At 58.8% G+C, this 15540-nt stretch carries 14 protein-coding genes; 12 read left to right on the top strand and 2 right to left on the bottom strand.

Annotated features, from left to right (window positions below; genetic code table 11):
* Window positions 1–26: 26 nt before the first annotated feature.
* The 4 genes from FG381_RS04785 to FG381_RS04770 all read left to right on the top strand — a co-directional run bounded on the left by FG381_RS04785 (window position 27) and on the right by FG381_RS04770 (window position 6188).
* On the top strand, window positions 27–1181 hold the full coding sequence (locus tag FG381_RS04785) for a BMP family ABC transporter substrate-binding protein (RefSeq protein WP_139687784.1): 1155 nt from the start codon (window positions 27–29) through the stop codon (window positions 1179–1181).
* A 79-nt stretch (window positions 1182–1260) separates the two neighbouring features.
* Window positions 1261–2403 carry a BMP family ABC transporter substrate-binding protein gene (locus tag FG381_RS04780; RefSeq protein ID WP_139687783.1) on the top strand — a complete coding sequence of 381 codons (1143 nt, stop codon included), beginning with the start codon at window positions 1261–1263 and terminating at the stop codon, window positions 2401–2403.
* Between the two features lie 177 nt (window positions 2404–2580).
* Complete coding sequence (locus FG381_RS04775) at window positions 2581–4584, top strand: cation:proton antiporter (RefSeq protein ID WP_139687782.1); 2004 nt, start codon at window positions 2581–2583, stop codon at window positions 4582–4584.
* A gap of 86 nt (window positions 4585–4670) precedes the next feature.
* Entirely contained in the window at window positions 4671–6188 is a 1518-nt protein-coding gene (locus FG381_RS04770; RefSeq protein ID WP_139687781.1) for a DNA recombination protein RmuC, read from the top strand.
* On the opposite strand, the gene FG381_RS04765 is transcribed toward FG381_RS04770, so the two are convergent.
* A complete protein-coding gene (locus FG381_RS04765; RefSeq protein ID WP_139687780.1) occupies window positions 6081–8282 on the bottom strand; it encodes a coiled-coil domain-containing protein in 2202 nt (733 codons plus the stop codon). The two genes, FG381_RS04770 and FG381_RS04765, sit on opposite strands and share 108 nt — an antisense overlap.
* 207 nt (window positions 8283–8489) lie before the next feature.
* Between FG381_RS04765 and FG381_RS04760 the strand changes: the two genes are divergently transcribed.
* The 8 genes from FG381_RS04760 (at window position 8490) to FG381_RS04725 (ending at window position 14404) form a co-directional block, all read left to right on the top strand.
* Entirely contained in the window at window positions 8490–9146 is a 657-nt protein-coding gene (locus FG381_RS04760) for a site-2 protease family protein (protein ID WP_139687779.1), read from the top strand.
* Window positions 9147–9160: 14 nt separating this feature from the next.
* On the top strand, window positions 9161–9736 hold the full coding sequence (locus FG381_RS04755) for a class I SAM-dependent methyltransferase (RefSeq protein WP_226960205.1): 576 nt from the start codon (window positions 9161–9163) through the stop codon (window positions 9734–9736).
* A 145-nt stretch (window positions 9737–9881) separates the two neighbouring features.
* Window positions 9882–11048: an outer membrane protein assembly factor BamC gene (bamC, locus tag FG381_RS04750; RefSeq protein ID WP_226960204.1), complete on the top strand. Its 1167-nt coding sequence runs from the start codon at window positions 9882–9884 to the stop codon at window positions 11046–11048.
* A gap of 17 nt (window positions 11049–11065) precedes the next feature.
* The gene (locus FG381_RS04745) at window positions 11066–11392 is read left to right on the top strand and encodes an SHOCT domain-containing protein (protein WP_139687777.1); all 327 of its coding nucleotides are present in this window, start codon (window positions 11066–11068) and stop codon (window positions 11390–11392) included.
* Between the two features lie 15 nt (window positions 11393–11407).
* Window positions 11408–11848: a DUF805 domain-containing protein gene (locus FG381_RS04740; protein ID WP_165697840.1), complete on the top strand. Its 441-nt coding sequence runs from the start codon at window positions 11408–11410 to the stop codon at window positions 11846–11848.
* Window positions 11845–12495, top strand: a complete 651-nt coding sequence (locus FG381_RS04735) for a LysE family translocator (RefSeq protein WP_139687775.1) — start codon at window positions 11845–11847, stop codon at window positions 12493–12495. Before FG381_RS04740 ends, FG381_RS04735 begins: the two co-directional genes overlap by 4 nt.
* Before the next feature lie 34 nt (window positions 12496–12529).
* Window positions 12530–13153 (top strand): FKBP-type peptidyl-prolyl cis-trans isomerase, encoded by a 624-nt coding sequence (locus tag FG381_RS04730; RefSeq protein WP_139687774.1) that lies wholly within the window; start codon window positions 12530–12532, stop codon window positions 13151–13153.
* 81 nt (window positions 13154–13234) lie between these two features.
* Window positions 13235–14404, top strand: coding sequence for a M20 aminoacylase family protein (locus FG381_RS04725; RefSeq protein ID WP_139687773.1), 1170 nt, complete (start codon window positions 13235–13237; stop codon window positions 14402–14404).
* 98 nt (window positions 14405–14502) lie between these two features.
* On the opposite strand, the gene FG381_RS04720 is transcribed toward FG381_RS04725, so the two are convergent.
* Entirely contained in the window at window positions 14503–15279 is a 777-nt protein-coding gene (locus FG381_RS04720; protein WP_264297838.1) for a pyridoxamine kinase, read from the bottom strand.
* Window positions 15280–15540 lie beyond the last annotated feature (261 nt).

Raw genomic sequence — 15540 nt, 5'->3', positions numbered from 1 at the left:
TTTAACTTCTTGGAGTTTTGAAAAAAATGAACAAGCGTTTTGCTTTCAAGCTCGCGCTCGCCGGCGCGGCCGCTCTCGTGCTTACGGCCTGCGGCGAAAAGGAGGCTCCCAAGGCTCCCGCGCAGTCGACCGCGCCCGCCAAAACGGATGCGGCTCCCGAGGCGAAGGCCGGTGAACCCCTCAAGGTTGCCTTCATGTACGTGAGCCCGGCCAACGAGGAAGGCTGGTCGACGCAGCACGACATTGCCCGCCGTGCGGTTGAAGCGAAGTTCGGCGACAAGATCAAGGTGACGACGGTTGAAAACATCCCTGAGAATGCCGACGCAGAACGCGTGCTCCGCGATCTTGCGCAGCAGGGGAACAAGCTCATCTTTGCCACCTCCTTCGGCTATATGAATTCTGTTCTCAAGGTGGCGAAGGAATTCCCGGACGTGAAGTTCGAGCATGCAACGGGCTATAAGACTGCCGACAATGTTGCCAACTACTCCGGCCGCTTCTATGAGGCCCGTTATCTCGCGGGCAAGCTTGCCGGCGCGACCACGAAGACCAATATTCTCGGCTACGTCGCGGCGCTTCCGATTCCTGAAGTGCTTCAGGGCATCAATGCCTTTACGCTGGGCGCGAAGAGCGTGAACCCCAATGTTGAAGTGCGCGTCGTCTGGACCTCTGCCTGGTACGACCCGGGCAAGGAATCTGATGCGACGAAGTCCCTCATCGGACAGAAGGCCGACGTGATTACGCATCATACGAACTCTTCGGCCGTGGCGGCAGCCTGCGAGGAAGCAAAGATTCCCGTCATTTCCTACAACACCTCGATGAAGCGCGCTGCACCCACGATGCTTCTGGGCGGCGTGATTCAGATCTGGGACAGCTTCTATGAAGGCCGCATTCAGGCCGTCATGGACGGCACCTGGAAGCCGCAGTCCGTCTGGGGAGGCGTCCCTGAACACATGGTGGCGCTCGTCGACATTGCGAAGACCGCTCCTCAGAGCGTGATCGACGACATCAAGGCCGCGACGGAAAAGATGGAAAAGCGTGAATTCCATCCCTTCACCGGCCCGATCGTCGACAACACCGGCAAGGAAGTCCTGAAGGCCGGTCAGGTGGCTACCGATTCTGATCTCCTCACGATGGGCTATCTGGTTGAGGGCGTCGCCGGCAAGCTTCCGACGATGAACTGACGATCAACGGTTTAATCGAAGCGGCTTCGGTTTCGGAGCCGCTTTTGCTGAATACTTCATTTCCACAAAGGAATCCTTCATGCAGAAGCGCATTGCTTTCAAGCTCGCCCTTGCCGGCGCCATGGCCCTCATGCTTTCAGCCTGCGGCGACAAGACCGAGGCCCCTCAGCCCGCGAAGACTGCGGATGCTCCCAAGACGGCAGAGACGGCTCAGGGCCCCCTCAAGATTGCCTTCGTCTACGTGAGCCCTGCCAGCGAAGAAGGCTGGTCCCGCCAGCATGACCTCGCTCGTCAGGAACTTGAGAAGGAATTCGGCGACAAGATCAAGGTAACGACGGTGGAAAACATCCCCGCCGGCGCCGACTCCGAGCGCGTGCTTCGCGACCTTGCTCAGCAGGGCAACAAGCTCATCTTTGCGACGTCCTTCGGCTACATGAATTCCGTCCTTAAGGTTGCCAAGGAATTTCCGGATGTGAAGTTCGAGCATGCGACGGGCTATAAGACCGCAGCCAACGTCGGCAACTACACGGCGCGCTTCTATGAGGGCCGCTACCTTGCCGGCAAGCTCGCCGGCGCCACCACGAAGACGAACGTGCTCGGCTATGTCGCCGCAGTGCCGATTCCTGAAGTGCTCCAGGGCATCAATGCCTTTACGCTGGGCGCTCAGAGCGTGAACCCCAATATCGAGGTTCGCGTTGTCTGGACCTCGTCCTGGTACGATCCGGGCAAGGAAGCCGATGCGACGAAGACCCTCGTCGGCCAGAAGGCGGATGTGCTCACGCATCACACGGATTCGCCCGCTGTTGCGGCCGCCTGCGAGGATCTGAAGATCCCCGTGATTTCCTACAACACGGCAATGAAGCGCGTTGCGCCCACGATGCTCCTGGGCGGCGTCGTGCAGTCCTGGCACGAGTACTACTCGGGCCGCGTGAAGGCGGTGATGGACGGCACCTGGAAGCCCGATTCCGTCTGGGGCGGCATTCCTGAGCACATGGTGGCGCTCGTCGATATTGCGCCCTCGACGCCTCAGAATGTGGTCGAAAACATCAAGACTGCCTACGAAAAGATGGAAAAGCGCGAGCTTTCGCCCTTTACCGGTCCGATCGTCGACAATGAAGGCAAGGTTCGTGTTCCAGAAGGAAAGACCGCTTCCGATGAAGAGCTTCTTAATATGAACTGGCTTGCGAAGGGCGTTGTCGGCAAGGTCCCGACCGCGCAGTAACGCAAAGGTTTTTGTCGACCTTCAATAAAGCGCCGCGGATGGATGCATCAACGCGGCGCTTTTTTAGTTATGACGTAAACAACTTGTAAACAAACTTTGGAATTCCTTGTCGCACACGGTTGGGTAGAGCGCTAAACTTCCGCTATCAAAAAGCAGGATCCTTCAGGAACGCGCAGAGTGGACGATTATTCCCTGATTACCAGCCTGGTCACCGGCTTTGGGCTGGCGCTTCCTTTCGGTTACGTTGCCGAAAAGTTTTTCCGTGCTCCGGCGCTTGTCGGGTACATTCTCGCGGGTCTTGCGGCGAGCGTCCTTCCGGGATTGCCGCCCGTCAATCCGAAGATGATTGAGCAGCTTGCCGAAATCGGCGTCATGCTCCTCATGTTCGGGGTCGGTCTGAATTTTTCCGTGCACGACCTGGTGCGCGTGAAGGGCGTGGCCATACCGGGCGCGCCGACGCAGATGGTGATTGCGGCGTCGCTCGCCGCCTGCGTGGCGATGGGATTCTGGCACTGGGATTTCGGTGCGGCCGTACTTTTCGGCTTTTCCATCGCCGGCGCTTCGACCGTGGTGGTCACGAAGGCGCTTGAACTTCGCAAGCTTACGAACGAAATGAACGGGCAGGCAACGCTCGGCTGGCTGGTGATGGAGGACCTGGTTTCCGTCATCCTCCTTGTTTGCCTGCCGCCCTTTGCTGCGGCCGTTCACGGCGATCAGACGGTTTCTCTGCTGGGCGTTCTTCTCGACATCGTGAAGACGCTTGCCTGGGCGGCAGTCTTCGTCTCCCTCATGATGGTGGTGGGAAGAAAGCTTTTGCCGCTGATGCTCAGGGAAGTTGCCCGCACGGGATCGCGAGAGCTCTTTACCCTCTCGGTGCTCGGCGCCGCCATTGTCATTGCTTACGGCGCAGGCGCCATTTTCGACGTGAGCTTCGCGCTGGGTGCGTTCCTGGCCGGCATGGTGATGCAGGAGAGCCGCTTTGCGCACCGTGCGGCGCAGGAGTCCCTCCCGCTGCAGGATGCCTTTTCGGTGCTCTTCTTCGTTTCGGTCGGCCTGATGCTCGACTGGCACGTTTTCCTTGAGAAGCCCCTTGAGATCTTCCTTGTCGTGCTCATCATCATGGTCGGCAAGATGACCTTTTCGACGACGATCGTTGTCCTTCTCAGGTGGCCGCTCGATACCGCCTTGACAATTGGCTCCTCCATCGGGCAGATCGGCGAATTCAGCTACATTCTGGCCGGGCAGGGCATTGCGCTGAAGCTTGTCGACGCCAGCATCATGAGCGTCATCGTTGCCGCGTCAATCATGACGATTGCATTGAATCCGCTTCTCTTTCTTGCTGCGCCTCACATCCGGCAGTTTCTGGTGACGCACTTTAAGTGGGCGAGGAAGGCTGCCATGCGGCAGCCGCCTTTCTCCCAGCTCCCTGCAGACACGCCTCGGGAGATGCTTGACGGACAGGTGATCGTCATCGGCGCCTCCGAGGTTGCGCGCGAGCTTTTCCAGACGATGAAGAAGGAAGGCCGGCGCACCATCGTGATCTGCAATCCTTCCGATCCTTTGGAAGAGCTTCGGGCTGACGGCTTCGGCGTGATCGTGGGCGATCCCACGGACCCGATGGTTCTTGTGCAGGCGCATGTGACCCGTGCGGGCGCCCTCGTCATGCCCGCGGCAGATGTGGTGGAGGCTGAACGGGTGCTCGCCGTCGTGCGGCAGCTCAATAAGGACCTCCCGGTGGTGGTGCTTCTGAAGACGCTCGACGAAGCCGGCGACTTTGATCCGGCCGACAAGAATGTATTCCTTCTCTGCGAACCTCTCATCGCGTCGATTTCGCTCGCCGCCGTGACGGTCGAGCAGCTTGTCAAGCATGAAGAGGATGAAGCCGAGTCCGAGTCGCGCATGATGAGCGTGCGTGACATTCTTGACGCAGAGTACAGAAGAAGCGTTGAATCTGTACGCTCGGGCGGCCTCAGAGCGCCGGCTGAAAATGCAGAGGCAGAGGATATGCAGAGTGCTGCCGCCAAGGTCGCCGGGGAAGCAATGGCTGCGGCCAGAAGCAGACAGCGCAAAAAACGCTCTCCGGGGGAAGCGGCAAGAGCGTTTGGCGAGCGTTTTGCCAACTGGCTGAAGAAAGGCAGCTCGAAAAAATCGAAAGAGAAGCCGCTTGAGAAAGCGGACTGAGACGCTTGAATCCGGTCCGACGTCTCTCTGAGAACCTATAGAATCTTCGTTCGATCAGGTCATTTTTCTGTCAAACGAACGCTTCCATGCCTCAGACGAGCACACTTCTTTTTGCAGTTCTGATTCTCTCTGCACTTTCCTTCATCGCGCTCGCGGCGCTTCTTGCCCTTCTTTTGACCGCACGGCGGCACGGGCGCGATGACGCGGATGAATTGAACGATGCCCTCATGGAGGGCGTGATGGAAGTGCGCCGGGAGCTTTCCTCTCAGATCGCGCAGACGGATGCAAGGCTCACCACCGCCATGACGGGGCTCCTCAACTACATCGTTCAGGAAGAGAAGCGCTCGGGAGAAACGCTCCAGAATTTCTCAGCGAGCTCCCGGGGCGAGCTCGAGCGCATGAACTCGATTCTCGCGAAGGAATTTCTGAGCCTCCAGGGCATGGTGGACGCGCGCTTTGCAAAGGTGCTGGAAACCAATGCGGGCGCTGCCGAAGGGCTTGGGAAAAGATTGAATGAAGAGCTGAAGGAAGTGCGCGCGACGCTCGATCTCGCGCTCGGCAAGGTGCGCGAGGAAAATGCGCAGAAGCTCGAAGCCATGCGCGCGACTGTCGAGGAAAAGCTCGAGAAGACGCTTTCCGAGCGCATTTCGGCGAGCTTTCGCCGCGTTGACGAAAAGCTCGGACTGGTGGAAACGGGATTGGGTGAAATGCGGCAGATGGCGAGAAACGTCGCGCGCCTTCAGAATATTCTCGCAAACGTCAAGACCCGCGGCACCTTCGGTGAAGTGCAGCTCAGCGCCATTCTTGAAGAAGTGCTCGCGCCGGGTCAGTTTGCCTCTCAGGTGAAGCTTGATCCCAGGTCGGGCGAAATGGTCGACTTCGCCGTGCGGCTTCCCGGCCGGGATGCGGAAAGCCCCTGCTGGCTTCCGATTGATTCCAAGTTCCCGCTCGAAGACTGGGAAATGCTTGAGGAGGCCGAACGAGCGGGCGACCCCGCACGTGCAGCAGACGCCCGCAAGGGACTCGAACGGGCGCTTTTGAAGCAGGCAAAGTCAATTCGGGACAAATACGTGAAGCCTCCGGTCACGACGGAATTTGCCGTGATGTTTCTTCCTTCGGAAGGACTTTATGCCGAGGCGCTCCGGATCCCGGGGCTCGCCGACCGGCTGCAGCGCGAACTTCGCATTACGCCCGCCGGACCAACGGTCATTACTGCGCTTCTCAACAGTCTCCTCATGGGCTTTATGACGCTTGCAATGGAAAAGCGAAGCGGCGAAGTCTGGCGCATTCTCACCGAAGTGAAGACGGAGTTTGCGGGCTTCACGCGTCAGTTTGAAGTGGTCGAGAAAAAGTTCCGCGAGGCGCAGTCCTCGCTCGAACAGATGTCGCTCAAGAGCCGCCGCATGGGAAGCCGCATGGAATCGATTGAGGCGCTCGCTGACGAACATCCGGATGGTCTTCCCGTCTCAGAAAGACCATCCGTAGCGACTCTCCCGTCAGGTGGAGAGGCAGGGGAGGTGCCGTCCGCACCATCCGATCAGAACACGCCCGTCAGTTTTCGCAAAGTCGAAGTAGATTCTGAGGCAGCGCCCCCGGTCTCTTGAATTTCCGATCCGGAGGTGCTGCTCCATGAGGAGCTTTTCGCCCATGTAGCGGAACGTGCGGCGTTTGGCATAGTCTCGGGCGGAGAGCGTCTCCTGGGTTTCCCTTGGACAATATTCCCGCGTTGAGAAGACGCTCGACAAGCGCCGGTCGCCGCCTTCCGCTCTCTGGTCCACGGCGTCGGTGACGAGCCGCATGAGGAGGCTCAAAAGTCGCCGCCCGAGAAGAAAAGGCGAGCTCTCGCGGGCCGACTCCCAGGCGGAGTCAAGCACCGTCACCCGGTCCGGGCGAAAAGCCTCAACATACTGGAGGCACTCTTCAACGGAAGGCTCCCAGTTGGGACGCGTGACGAGATTCGCCGTGATTCTTCGGAAAGCTTCGCCCGAGGCGGCGGAACGGCTTTGGGCAATCTCCTCGTACGCGCTTCTCCAGAGCTGCGTGCGCGCTTCCTCGCGGAGCACCTGTTCGCGCAGAAGCGCAATTTCAGCTTCCATCGCAGAGGCTTCCTCGACGGCAAGATTCAGTGTTTTCGCGACATCGCCGAGGCGTCCGGAAAGCGCTCCTGGTTCCGGATGACCTTGTTCATGGGCATGAAGACTGTCGCGCTTCGGAGCTTCTAAAGGCGCGCGTTCTTCCTTCTCCAAAGCGTCGCCGAACGTGCTCTGACTTCTCAGGCGAAGCACTTCATCCCGGCGGGCGAGCATTTCTTCGCGCCGCGCTTCGCTTCTTGCGCGGTTTCTTTCCATGGCTTCGCTCCGCGCGTCGCTTTCCGCGGACGGCTTTTCGTCGTCCGCAGGCTTCTCTGCAGCCGCCTCGATAGAAGCTTTCTCGCGTGCGGCTTTTCTTTGCGCTTCCGCTTCTGCAGCCATGATGCGCTTGCGCTCGAGTTCCTCCCTGGAGATATCCTCGAGGCGCCTTGCAAATTCGGCATCTTCCTTTTCCCGGGCCTCCTGGAGCGCTTCCTCGCGAAGCTGAGAGGCCTTGAGTCTTTCTTCGAGGCGGGCCCGTTCCCGGGCGGCGTCTTCCTCGTTCGGGGTCATGCTGCTCAGGCGCTCGAGACGCGCTTCCCTGGCACCGGTCTTCGCATCTCTGAAAATGGATTCTGCTTCGGAGTGAATGTCCGGCATTTCCGCCGTCTCTTCTTCCCCAGGGGCGAACGCCAGTGCTTCGCCCTGATTCTCCGTTTCAGAGGACGCGCGGCCTGACTGAGCATTCTGAGCATCGTTCGCTGCCGATTGGTTCCCAGGCTTCGATAGCGCGTTTTTCTTTTCAAGCGCGCGGCGCATCTTTCGATTGAGACGAGGCGCAGGCGCGGTTTTTGCCGAATCGCCCGAAGAGAACCATTGGAATGCCTCATCGGTACTGAGCGAAAGCAGGAGGCTCCTTTCGGTTTCAGCTTTCAGGAGCCGGATTTTCTCCTCTTCCGTGAGCGGCGCCTCATTCGTTCGGCGGTAGGACGCGGGCGCAAGCGCTTCTACGGCCTTGCGGTCGAGAAAATCTTCCTTCCGACGGCGGGCGCGGCGAACGCCTTCGAGGAATTCCATCGCGAGTGCAAAGCTGCGGCGCTTCGCATCGTTTCTGAGAGATTGGAGGAAAGGGATGTTGGGTAGGACATCTCTTGCCTCCAGAAGCGGCAGAGACTCAAAAGGCAGAAGCGGCGACTCAAACCGATCGCAGAGCGGAGAAGCGGAATCCTCGGACATGGTTCGCCCGGGGGCGAATTCCCGGGTGAAGCGGTAGTAGCTCCGAAGGAACGCTGCAGATCCCGGATAGGAGAGGTCGGCGGAGTAGAACGCAGAAAAAGAGGAGGATCCGAGAAGCGAGGCTGTGGAAAACCCAAGCACGCACTTTGGTGCTCCTGAGGAAGTGAGCTCAAGCACCCATTCGGCGCGGATCATGCCGTTCTTTTCAGGCCGGCGGCGGCGCGCCTCAAATCTGAACGTTTCTCCAAAAGCGGAAAAGATCGTAAACCCGGGCTTCCAGGCTTCGACGCCTTCAAGTCCGAATTGAACCTTGAGCCAGGACGCAATAAATGCAGTGGCGCGGAGCGCCGCATTGGGTGCGGTGTAGTAGAAGGAGCTGTATCCGTATGCCATGGGTGAAGTCTCTCTGAATGTTTTTCGAGCTTCACTATTCTTCGGCACCTATGCGTCACGCCCGGACGCAGTAAAGCATGGCAGTGCTTTCGGCAAAAATTGAAGATCAGAAAAGATTCGTGTGCCGATGTGTCCTGCGGTGCTGAGCGGCGGGCAACCTGCATTAAGATTTCTCCTCTCGTCAAGGAACCTTCATCAAGCCACACCATGGACAGCCTCTATCACGCGATTCAGCTTGTCTGCGTCTACGCTATCCCGCTCATTTTTGCGATCACGCTTCACGAGTCCGCCCACGGCTGGGCGGCGTCGAAGTGCGGCGACCCGACTGCCGTGCGCATGGGCCGCGTGACGCTGAATCCCATCCCTCATATTGATCCCGTGGGCACCATCGCCATTCCGGGAGCGCTGCTTCTCATGTCCGCCTTTACGGGCGGGGGCGGCCTTCTTTTCGGCTGGGCGAAGCCCGTGCCCATCAATCCCAGGAACTTCCGCAATCTGCGCCAGGGCATGCTTTTGACGGCCATTGCCGGCCCCGGATCCAATGCAATTCAGATGATCGTCTGGGCGCTGCTTCTGAAGCTCTGCGTTGCGGTCGGGATTTACGACAAGTTCGTGCTTTCCGTTTGCTCTGCCGGGATCTCGGTCAATCTCATGCTCATGGCCTTCAATCTCATCCCGATTCCTCCGCTCGACGGCGGGCGCATTCTGAGGGGGCTCCTCCCGGAGCGCGCAGGCGAGCAGCTCGACCGGATCGAGCCCTACGGCATGATCATCCTCCTTGTTCTCATGGTCGGGGGCGGCCTGACCTTCTTTGTGCGTCCCTTCCTGATGTTCGGGCAGTGGCTCGTCAATCTCGTGCTTTAAGAGGAGCGTGAATCATGTCGGTCTGCAAGAACCCGAAGGAAAACTGCATGCGCTACCCGTCCGCCTGGGTGATGCGCTTTGCCGATGAGCTTCCCGCCCGTGCGAGGGTGCTTGATCTCGCCTGCGGCGAAGGACGCCATACGGGGCTCTTTCTCATGAAGGGCTGCCGGGTGACGGCGGTCGACATTGATCTCTCTCATGTTGAAGCGCTCGCCGGCACTCCGGGACTTACGCTCGAATGCCGGGACCTTGAAAACGAGCCCTGGCCTTATGGGGAGGACCAGTTCGACGCGATCGTCGTCACGAACTACCTCCACCGGCCTCATTTTCCGAACTACTACGCGTCGCTGGCGCCCGGAGGACTCTTCATCATGGAGACCTTTACGGAAGTGAATACGCGCATCTGGGGGCGGCCGAGAAATCCGGACCACTATCTTCTGCCGGGAGAGCTTCTCAGGCTCGCGCCTTCGGGCGTGAGGATCGTCGCCTATGAAGAAGGATTGACCGAACTCGATTACGGCGTGGAGCGCATCGTCTGGATGAAGCCCGGACCGGTTGAAAAACTTGCCGTTTCGCTCGGTGGTCGGTAACAAATTGCACTACGGCGCTTTTGAATCTCCTCGGTGCCCCGCGGCTTTGATAAAATTTTTCGACTTTCAAGCGCCTTCTCGGTTCCATTGCGGGAATTGTCTGAAGGCAAAAACGATTTTTTTGGAATCCATTAAAAGAATGTCCATGCGCGCGTTTCGCCTCGCCGCCGCTGCAGCGGCGATTGCCTCTCTTTCGGGCTGCACCTTCCTCGGCATTGACTTCAATGACGACAAGGTTCAGTACGAGTCCTCCAACTCGCGTGCGAATCTCGAAATTCCGCCCGATCTGACGCCGATTCAGAATGACAACCGCTTTCAGGTTCCGGCGCGTCCGGGCGTTGTGAGCGCAAACGCAGAGGCCGAGAAGGCCCGTCAGGCGGCGGATGCAAACGCGCCGACCGCTTCCAAGATTGTTCCGCTCACCGTCCGCGCGAAGGTGATGAAGGAAGGAACCGATCGGTGGCTGCGCGTCAATGCCGCGCCCGAACAGCTCTGGGCTGTGGTGCAGGACTTCTGGCCCTCCGTCGGTCTCGTGGTTCGCGAGCAGAACCCGAAGACGGGCTACATGGAAACTGAATGGGCCGAAAATAAAGCGAAGCTTCCTCAGGACATCATCCGCCGCACGATCGGCAAGGTGATCGACTTTGCATACTCCACGGGCGAGCAGGATCAGTACCGCACCCGCATGGAGCGCAATGACGACGGCACGACCGACATCTACATCTCGCACCGCTCGATGGTTGAGGTGGTGACGGGCGCCGATAAGGAAAGCACTGTCTGGCAGCCGGGTCCTACGGATCCGACGATGGAAGCGGAAATGCTCCAGCGCCTCGCGCTTCGCATCGACGCTGAATTCAATCCCAATGCCTCCGCCGAGGCTGAAGCCGAGGCTCAGAAGGAACTCGCGCAGCAGTTCAAGGTTGAGCCCGTCGCGACCCGTGCCCGCATCGAGAACGGCGCTGACGGCAAGGCCGCCGCCGTGGTTCTGACGGACAATTTCGACCAGGCCTGGCGCCGCATGGGCCTCGTGCTTGACCGCATGGGCTTCGAGCAGGTCGACCGCGACCGCACTGCCGGCTGGTTCCTTGTCCGCTACCTCGACCCGGCATATGAAGCCGCTCAGAAGGAAAAGCGCGGGTTCTTCACGAACCTCTTCAGCTCCGACGCCGTCATTGATGCGCCCAACTACCGCATCCATCTTTCGGGCGAAGGCGCTGAAACCCGCGTGACGGTTCAGGGTCCGGACGGCGGTGAGGATGCGACGGGTGTTGCGCCCAACATCCTCGGTCTGCTCGCCGAGCAGCTCCGCTAAGTGAGGAGCGTTCCGCCATGGCTTCCTTCATGACGAAGGTGCTCAATGCCTTCGGTCTTCATACCGAGGCGGAACTCAATGAAGCCCGGGCGGCAGCCCGGGCCGACGGGGCTTCGGAAGCGGCGCCCGGAGCATCTCCCCGGGACGCTCAGAGCCCGCTCGCAGATACCTCCCCCTGCGGCCTCATCTACCGACAGGCCGCCATCGACATCCCGCAGCTTTCCTTTGCGCTTCAGACGCAGGTAAAAGCGCAGGCCATCGAGAAAATCCGCCGGCTTCTCACTAAAGGGAAAATCACCGCAGAGGAATTCGAACTCTGGAAGCGTCGGATTCTGATGCTCTGAGGGAGCATGCCTCAGATGGACCGTTGCGCAGTACTTGATCGAGCGGGTTCCGGCCTGATGCCGGCAGTATCCGCTTTTGCCTGGTTCGGACTCGTCTTTCTGCGCGTTTTCAATCCCCAGATCCGCGCCGACCGTGCTGCTTTTGCCCGCGGTCTCATCCTCTGGGCGGCTTTGGGGGCCGCAGCCTGGCTGCTGATGGATCCCATCGCGGATGCCGAATGGATTTCGGATAAGGCGCTTCTGCGCATAGCCATGATCTACAGCTGGGCCTCCGGATTCTGGTCCTTTGCGCTTTTTGTTCTGACGGCAAGGCGCTGCCACGACTGCGGGATTTCAGGCGGCTGGGCGCTGTTGGTCGGCATTCCGCTCGTTAATCTTCTCGTGCTCGCGGCAGGACTTTTCCTTCCGGGCGCAAGGGACGCCGCACTCGTCTGGAAGAAGGATTTTGAGCTGTGATCAGTTGGAACGATTACCTGCTTTTTATTCCTGCGGTGATTGTGATTACGCTCCTTCCTGGTCCGGATTTCGCGATTACGGTGAGAACAACCCTCGTCCACGGACGCCGGGCAGGCATTCTCTGCCTTCTCGGCATCAATCTGGGCGTGGCGATTCACACGACTGCCGCAATTCTCGGCATCTCCGCGCTCATCATGGGAAGTCAGGAACTCTTCAACATTCTCAAATGGGCCGGGGCCGTTTATCTTTTCTGGCTTGGCATCGGGGCTATCCGCGAATCCTTTCAAAAGAAGACCGAAGTGCCGAGCACATCCGAAAAAATAGCTGCGCTTGAGGCATCGAGGAAGACGGGGCTCTTGGCCTTCAGAAGCGGTCTTTTCTGCAATCTTCTCAATCCTAAGGTTGTAGTTTTCGTCCTAACGTTCTTCCCGCAGTTCATCGATCCAAAGCTCCCAGCAGCGCCGCAGCTCGCGCTTTTAGGACTTACGTGGTCGGTGCTCGGCATCCTCTGGCTCACGGTCCTTGTTCTCCTGATGGAGAAAATACGGCCGGTTTTCGAGCGCCCCTCTTTCCGGCGCTGGCTCAATCGCACGACAGGCCTCGTGTTGATCCTTTTCGGCATGAAGCTTGCGTTTGAGCGCAATTGATTTCCTATTCATTTTTTGTTCGCAATAGATTCATATGGCAGAAAGCATTCGCAAAGGCATGCTCGTCACCATCTCGGTCCTGATGGCCGACATGACGGGCAAGACCCTTGAAGAGACGCCCCCGGAGGGGATTGTTTATCTCCACGGCAACGGCGACATTTTCCCGAAGCTTGAGGCGGCCCTTGAGGGGCGCTTTGCGGGGGAAGGGTTTTCGATTCACCTTGAGCCCGAGGATGCTTTCGGCGAATACGACGCCGAAGCGATTAAGCTGATTCCTGCAGAGAATTTCGCGCATCCGGAGGTTTTAGAACCCGGCGCCGTTGTCGACGAAGTGCCGGGCGAAGCCCCTGATGGCCGCACGTGGCGCGTCACGGATATTGCTGAAGGCATGGTGGTGCTTGAGGCCAACCATCCGCTTGCCGGCATTGGCCTGCAGTTTGCCGTGAAGGTCCTCGATGTCCATGAACCGACGGAGTCGGAGCTCGAGGCGATGGAGGACGACGGCACGGAATCTCTCGTGCCGCCTTTCCTCAAAATTGCCGACCGGATCGTGAGCGAAGACGACGAGGACGATACGCCCTACGAGGCGGCAGGCGCGCAGGAGCCCGATGACTCTTCGATGGCAAGGCTTGCAAGACCGCCGCGCATCGTTCGCTGAAAACCAAAACCCAAAATTTTCCATCGCCCGGGCGCCGGATCAGGTCCCCCGGGCATTTCTCAAAGAAGGGAATCCAAAGAAATGTCAGTGCTTGAGGAACTTCGTTCGCACGAAGCGGAATATGCAAAGTGGCGTCATGAGTTTCACCGTCATCCTGAACTCGGTCTCGAGGAGGTCTGGACTTCCGGCGTCGTCGCTGAAAAGCTGAAAGGCTGGGGAATTGAAGTGACGGAACATGTCGGCCGCACGGGCGTTGTCGGCGTGATTCACGGAAATCTCGGTCCCGGCCGCACGATTGCGCTTCGAAGCGATATGGATGCGCTCTCGATGCCCGAGGAGGGAAGCTGCGAATGGAAGTCTCAGAATCAGGGCAAGATGCACGGCTGCGGGCATGACGGCCACATGACGATGCTCCTTGCGGCTTCTGAGTATCTCTCTCAGCACAGGGACTTCAAGGGCACGATCGTGCTTATCTTCCAGCCGGGCGAGGAAGGCGCGGGCGGCGCGCTCGAGATGATGAAGGATGGTCTCTTCAAGCGCTTCCCCTGCGACGAGATCTACGGCATGCACAACTGGACCGACGTCCCTGTGGGTCAGGTCCGCTGCCGCCACGGCGCCACGATGGCCGGACAGGATTTCTTCAGCATTCACCTGAAGGGGAAAGGCTCGCACGCGTCGGCGCCCCATCTTTCTGCCGATCCGGTTCTCGCGGCGTCGCTCCTTGTGACAGCCTTGCAGCAGATTGCTTCGAGAAATATTGCGCCTCTTGATCCCGCGGTGATTTCGGTAACGAAGATCCATACGGGTTCTGCCTTCAACGTCATTCCGGAAACGGCTGAAATCGGAGGCTGCACGCGCTTCTTCTCAAATGAAACGGGCGAACTTCTGAGAAAGCGCATCCGTGAAGTGGCTGAACACATCGCCATCTCCTGCGGCGTCTCAGCGAAAGTCGAATTTGACCCGATCGCGGCAGTGCTCATGAGCGACCCGAAGCTTTCTGACGCATTCCTTGCCGCTGCGCGCGAGGTGGTGGGCGACGCCAATGCGGACTTTGCCGAGCTTCCGCAGATGGCGAGCGAAGATTTTTCCTACCTCTCGCAGGAGGTCCCCGGCGCTTACTGCTTCCTGGGCGGTCAGGCGCCCTACGGTGCGAAGAATCTGCACAATCCGTGCTTCGACTTCGATGACCGCGTGCTTGCGGTCGGTGCGGCCATCTGGGTGACGATCGCAAGAAATCGCCTTGCCGCCTGATTGCACTTCATAGAAGTCTGATTCAAGGCCTCATGCGGCTTCCGCTCCTGCGGGCGGGTGCTGCATGAGGCTTTTGTTTTTTCGTCGGAAGGTTTTCTTCAAACGAGTTCATACGTGGCCGATTGAATCGGAAGCGACAGATTCTGGAGAACCCGTTCGAGCAGAATCCCTTCGCGGTTGTCGGTCTGGTAGCCGAAGGTGGCGCGGATTCCCTGGAGGATGAACTGCGCTGCTCGGTCAAGCGCTATCGGGAGACTGTCCCACTGGAGAAGGCTTCCGGTGATGACGCTCGTGAAGGCGTCCCCCGTGCCGGGATAGTGCGCCGGAAGATAGGGACACGTAACCTTCCAGGTTCGGCCGTCCGTACGGCTTCGGGCAATGACCGATGTGAGATTGGGCTTTCCCTGAACCGGAACGCCGGTGATGATGACGGTGTCGGGGCCGGAGCTTGTGAGCTCCGTGATGGCGGCCTTCAATTCGTCGTCCGTGCATTCAGATCGGAAAGGTTCGTTGAGGAGCGCGAAGAGTTCGGTGAGGTTGGGCGTCAACACGTCGGCGCGCGCGGCGAGCGTGCGCATTTCGCTCACCATCTCATCCGTGATCTTGTTGTAGAGCCTGCCGTTGTCTCCGAGCACCGGATCCACCACGACGAGCGTATCGGGCGTTCGGAAGCGCTCGATAAAGTCGGCGACGATTCTGATCTGGCGCGGAGATCCGAGGTATCCGGTGTAGATCGCTTCAAAGTCGGCGCCGAGCTTTTCCCAATGATCGATGAGCGCCGGCATTTCGTCCGTGAGGTCGAGAAACGTAAAGTTCTCGTACTGCGTGTGGTTCGAGAGGATGGCCGTCGGAAGCGGACAAACGTCGAAGCCCATTGTGGAAAGAATCGGTATGACGACGGTGAGTGAGACGCGGCGACGCCTGAGAGATCGTGGACGGCTGCGATGCGGCGTACGCTGCGGGAAGACTTCATTTTTGGAAATAAAAGAAAGCGTCGAGGCAGTTGAAAAGTAAGGTTATCAGACGGATTTCAACTGCAGAATAAATATCCCAGAGATATAAAAATATCAATGTATTGATTATTATAGAATTTTTATAAATTTTATTAAGTCGAAACTATAGCGGAAGAAAAACTT

The organism is Sutterella faecalis, from assembly GCF_006337085.1.
In the GTDB taxonomy this organism is placed as follows: Bacteria; Pseudomonadota; Gammaproteobacteria; order Burkholderiales; family Burkholderiaceae_F; genus Sutterella; species Sutterella faecalis.
This window is presented reverse-complemented; position numbering and strand designations above follow the sequence as displayed.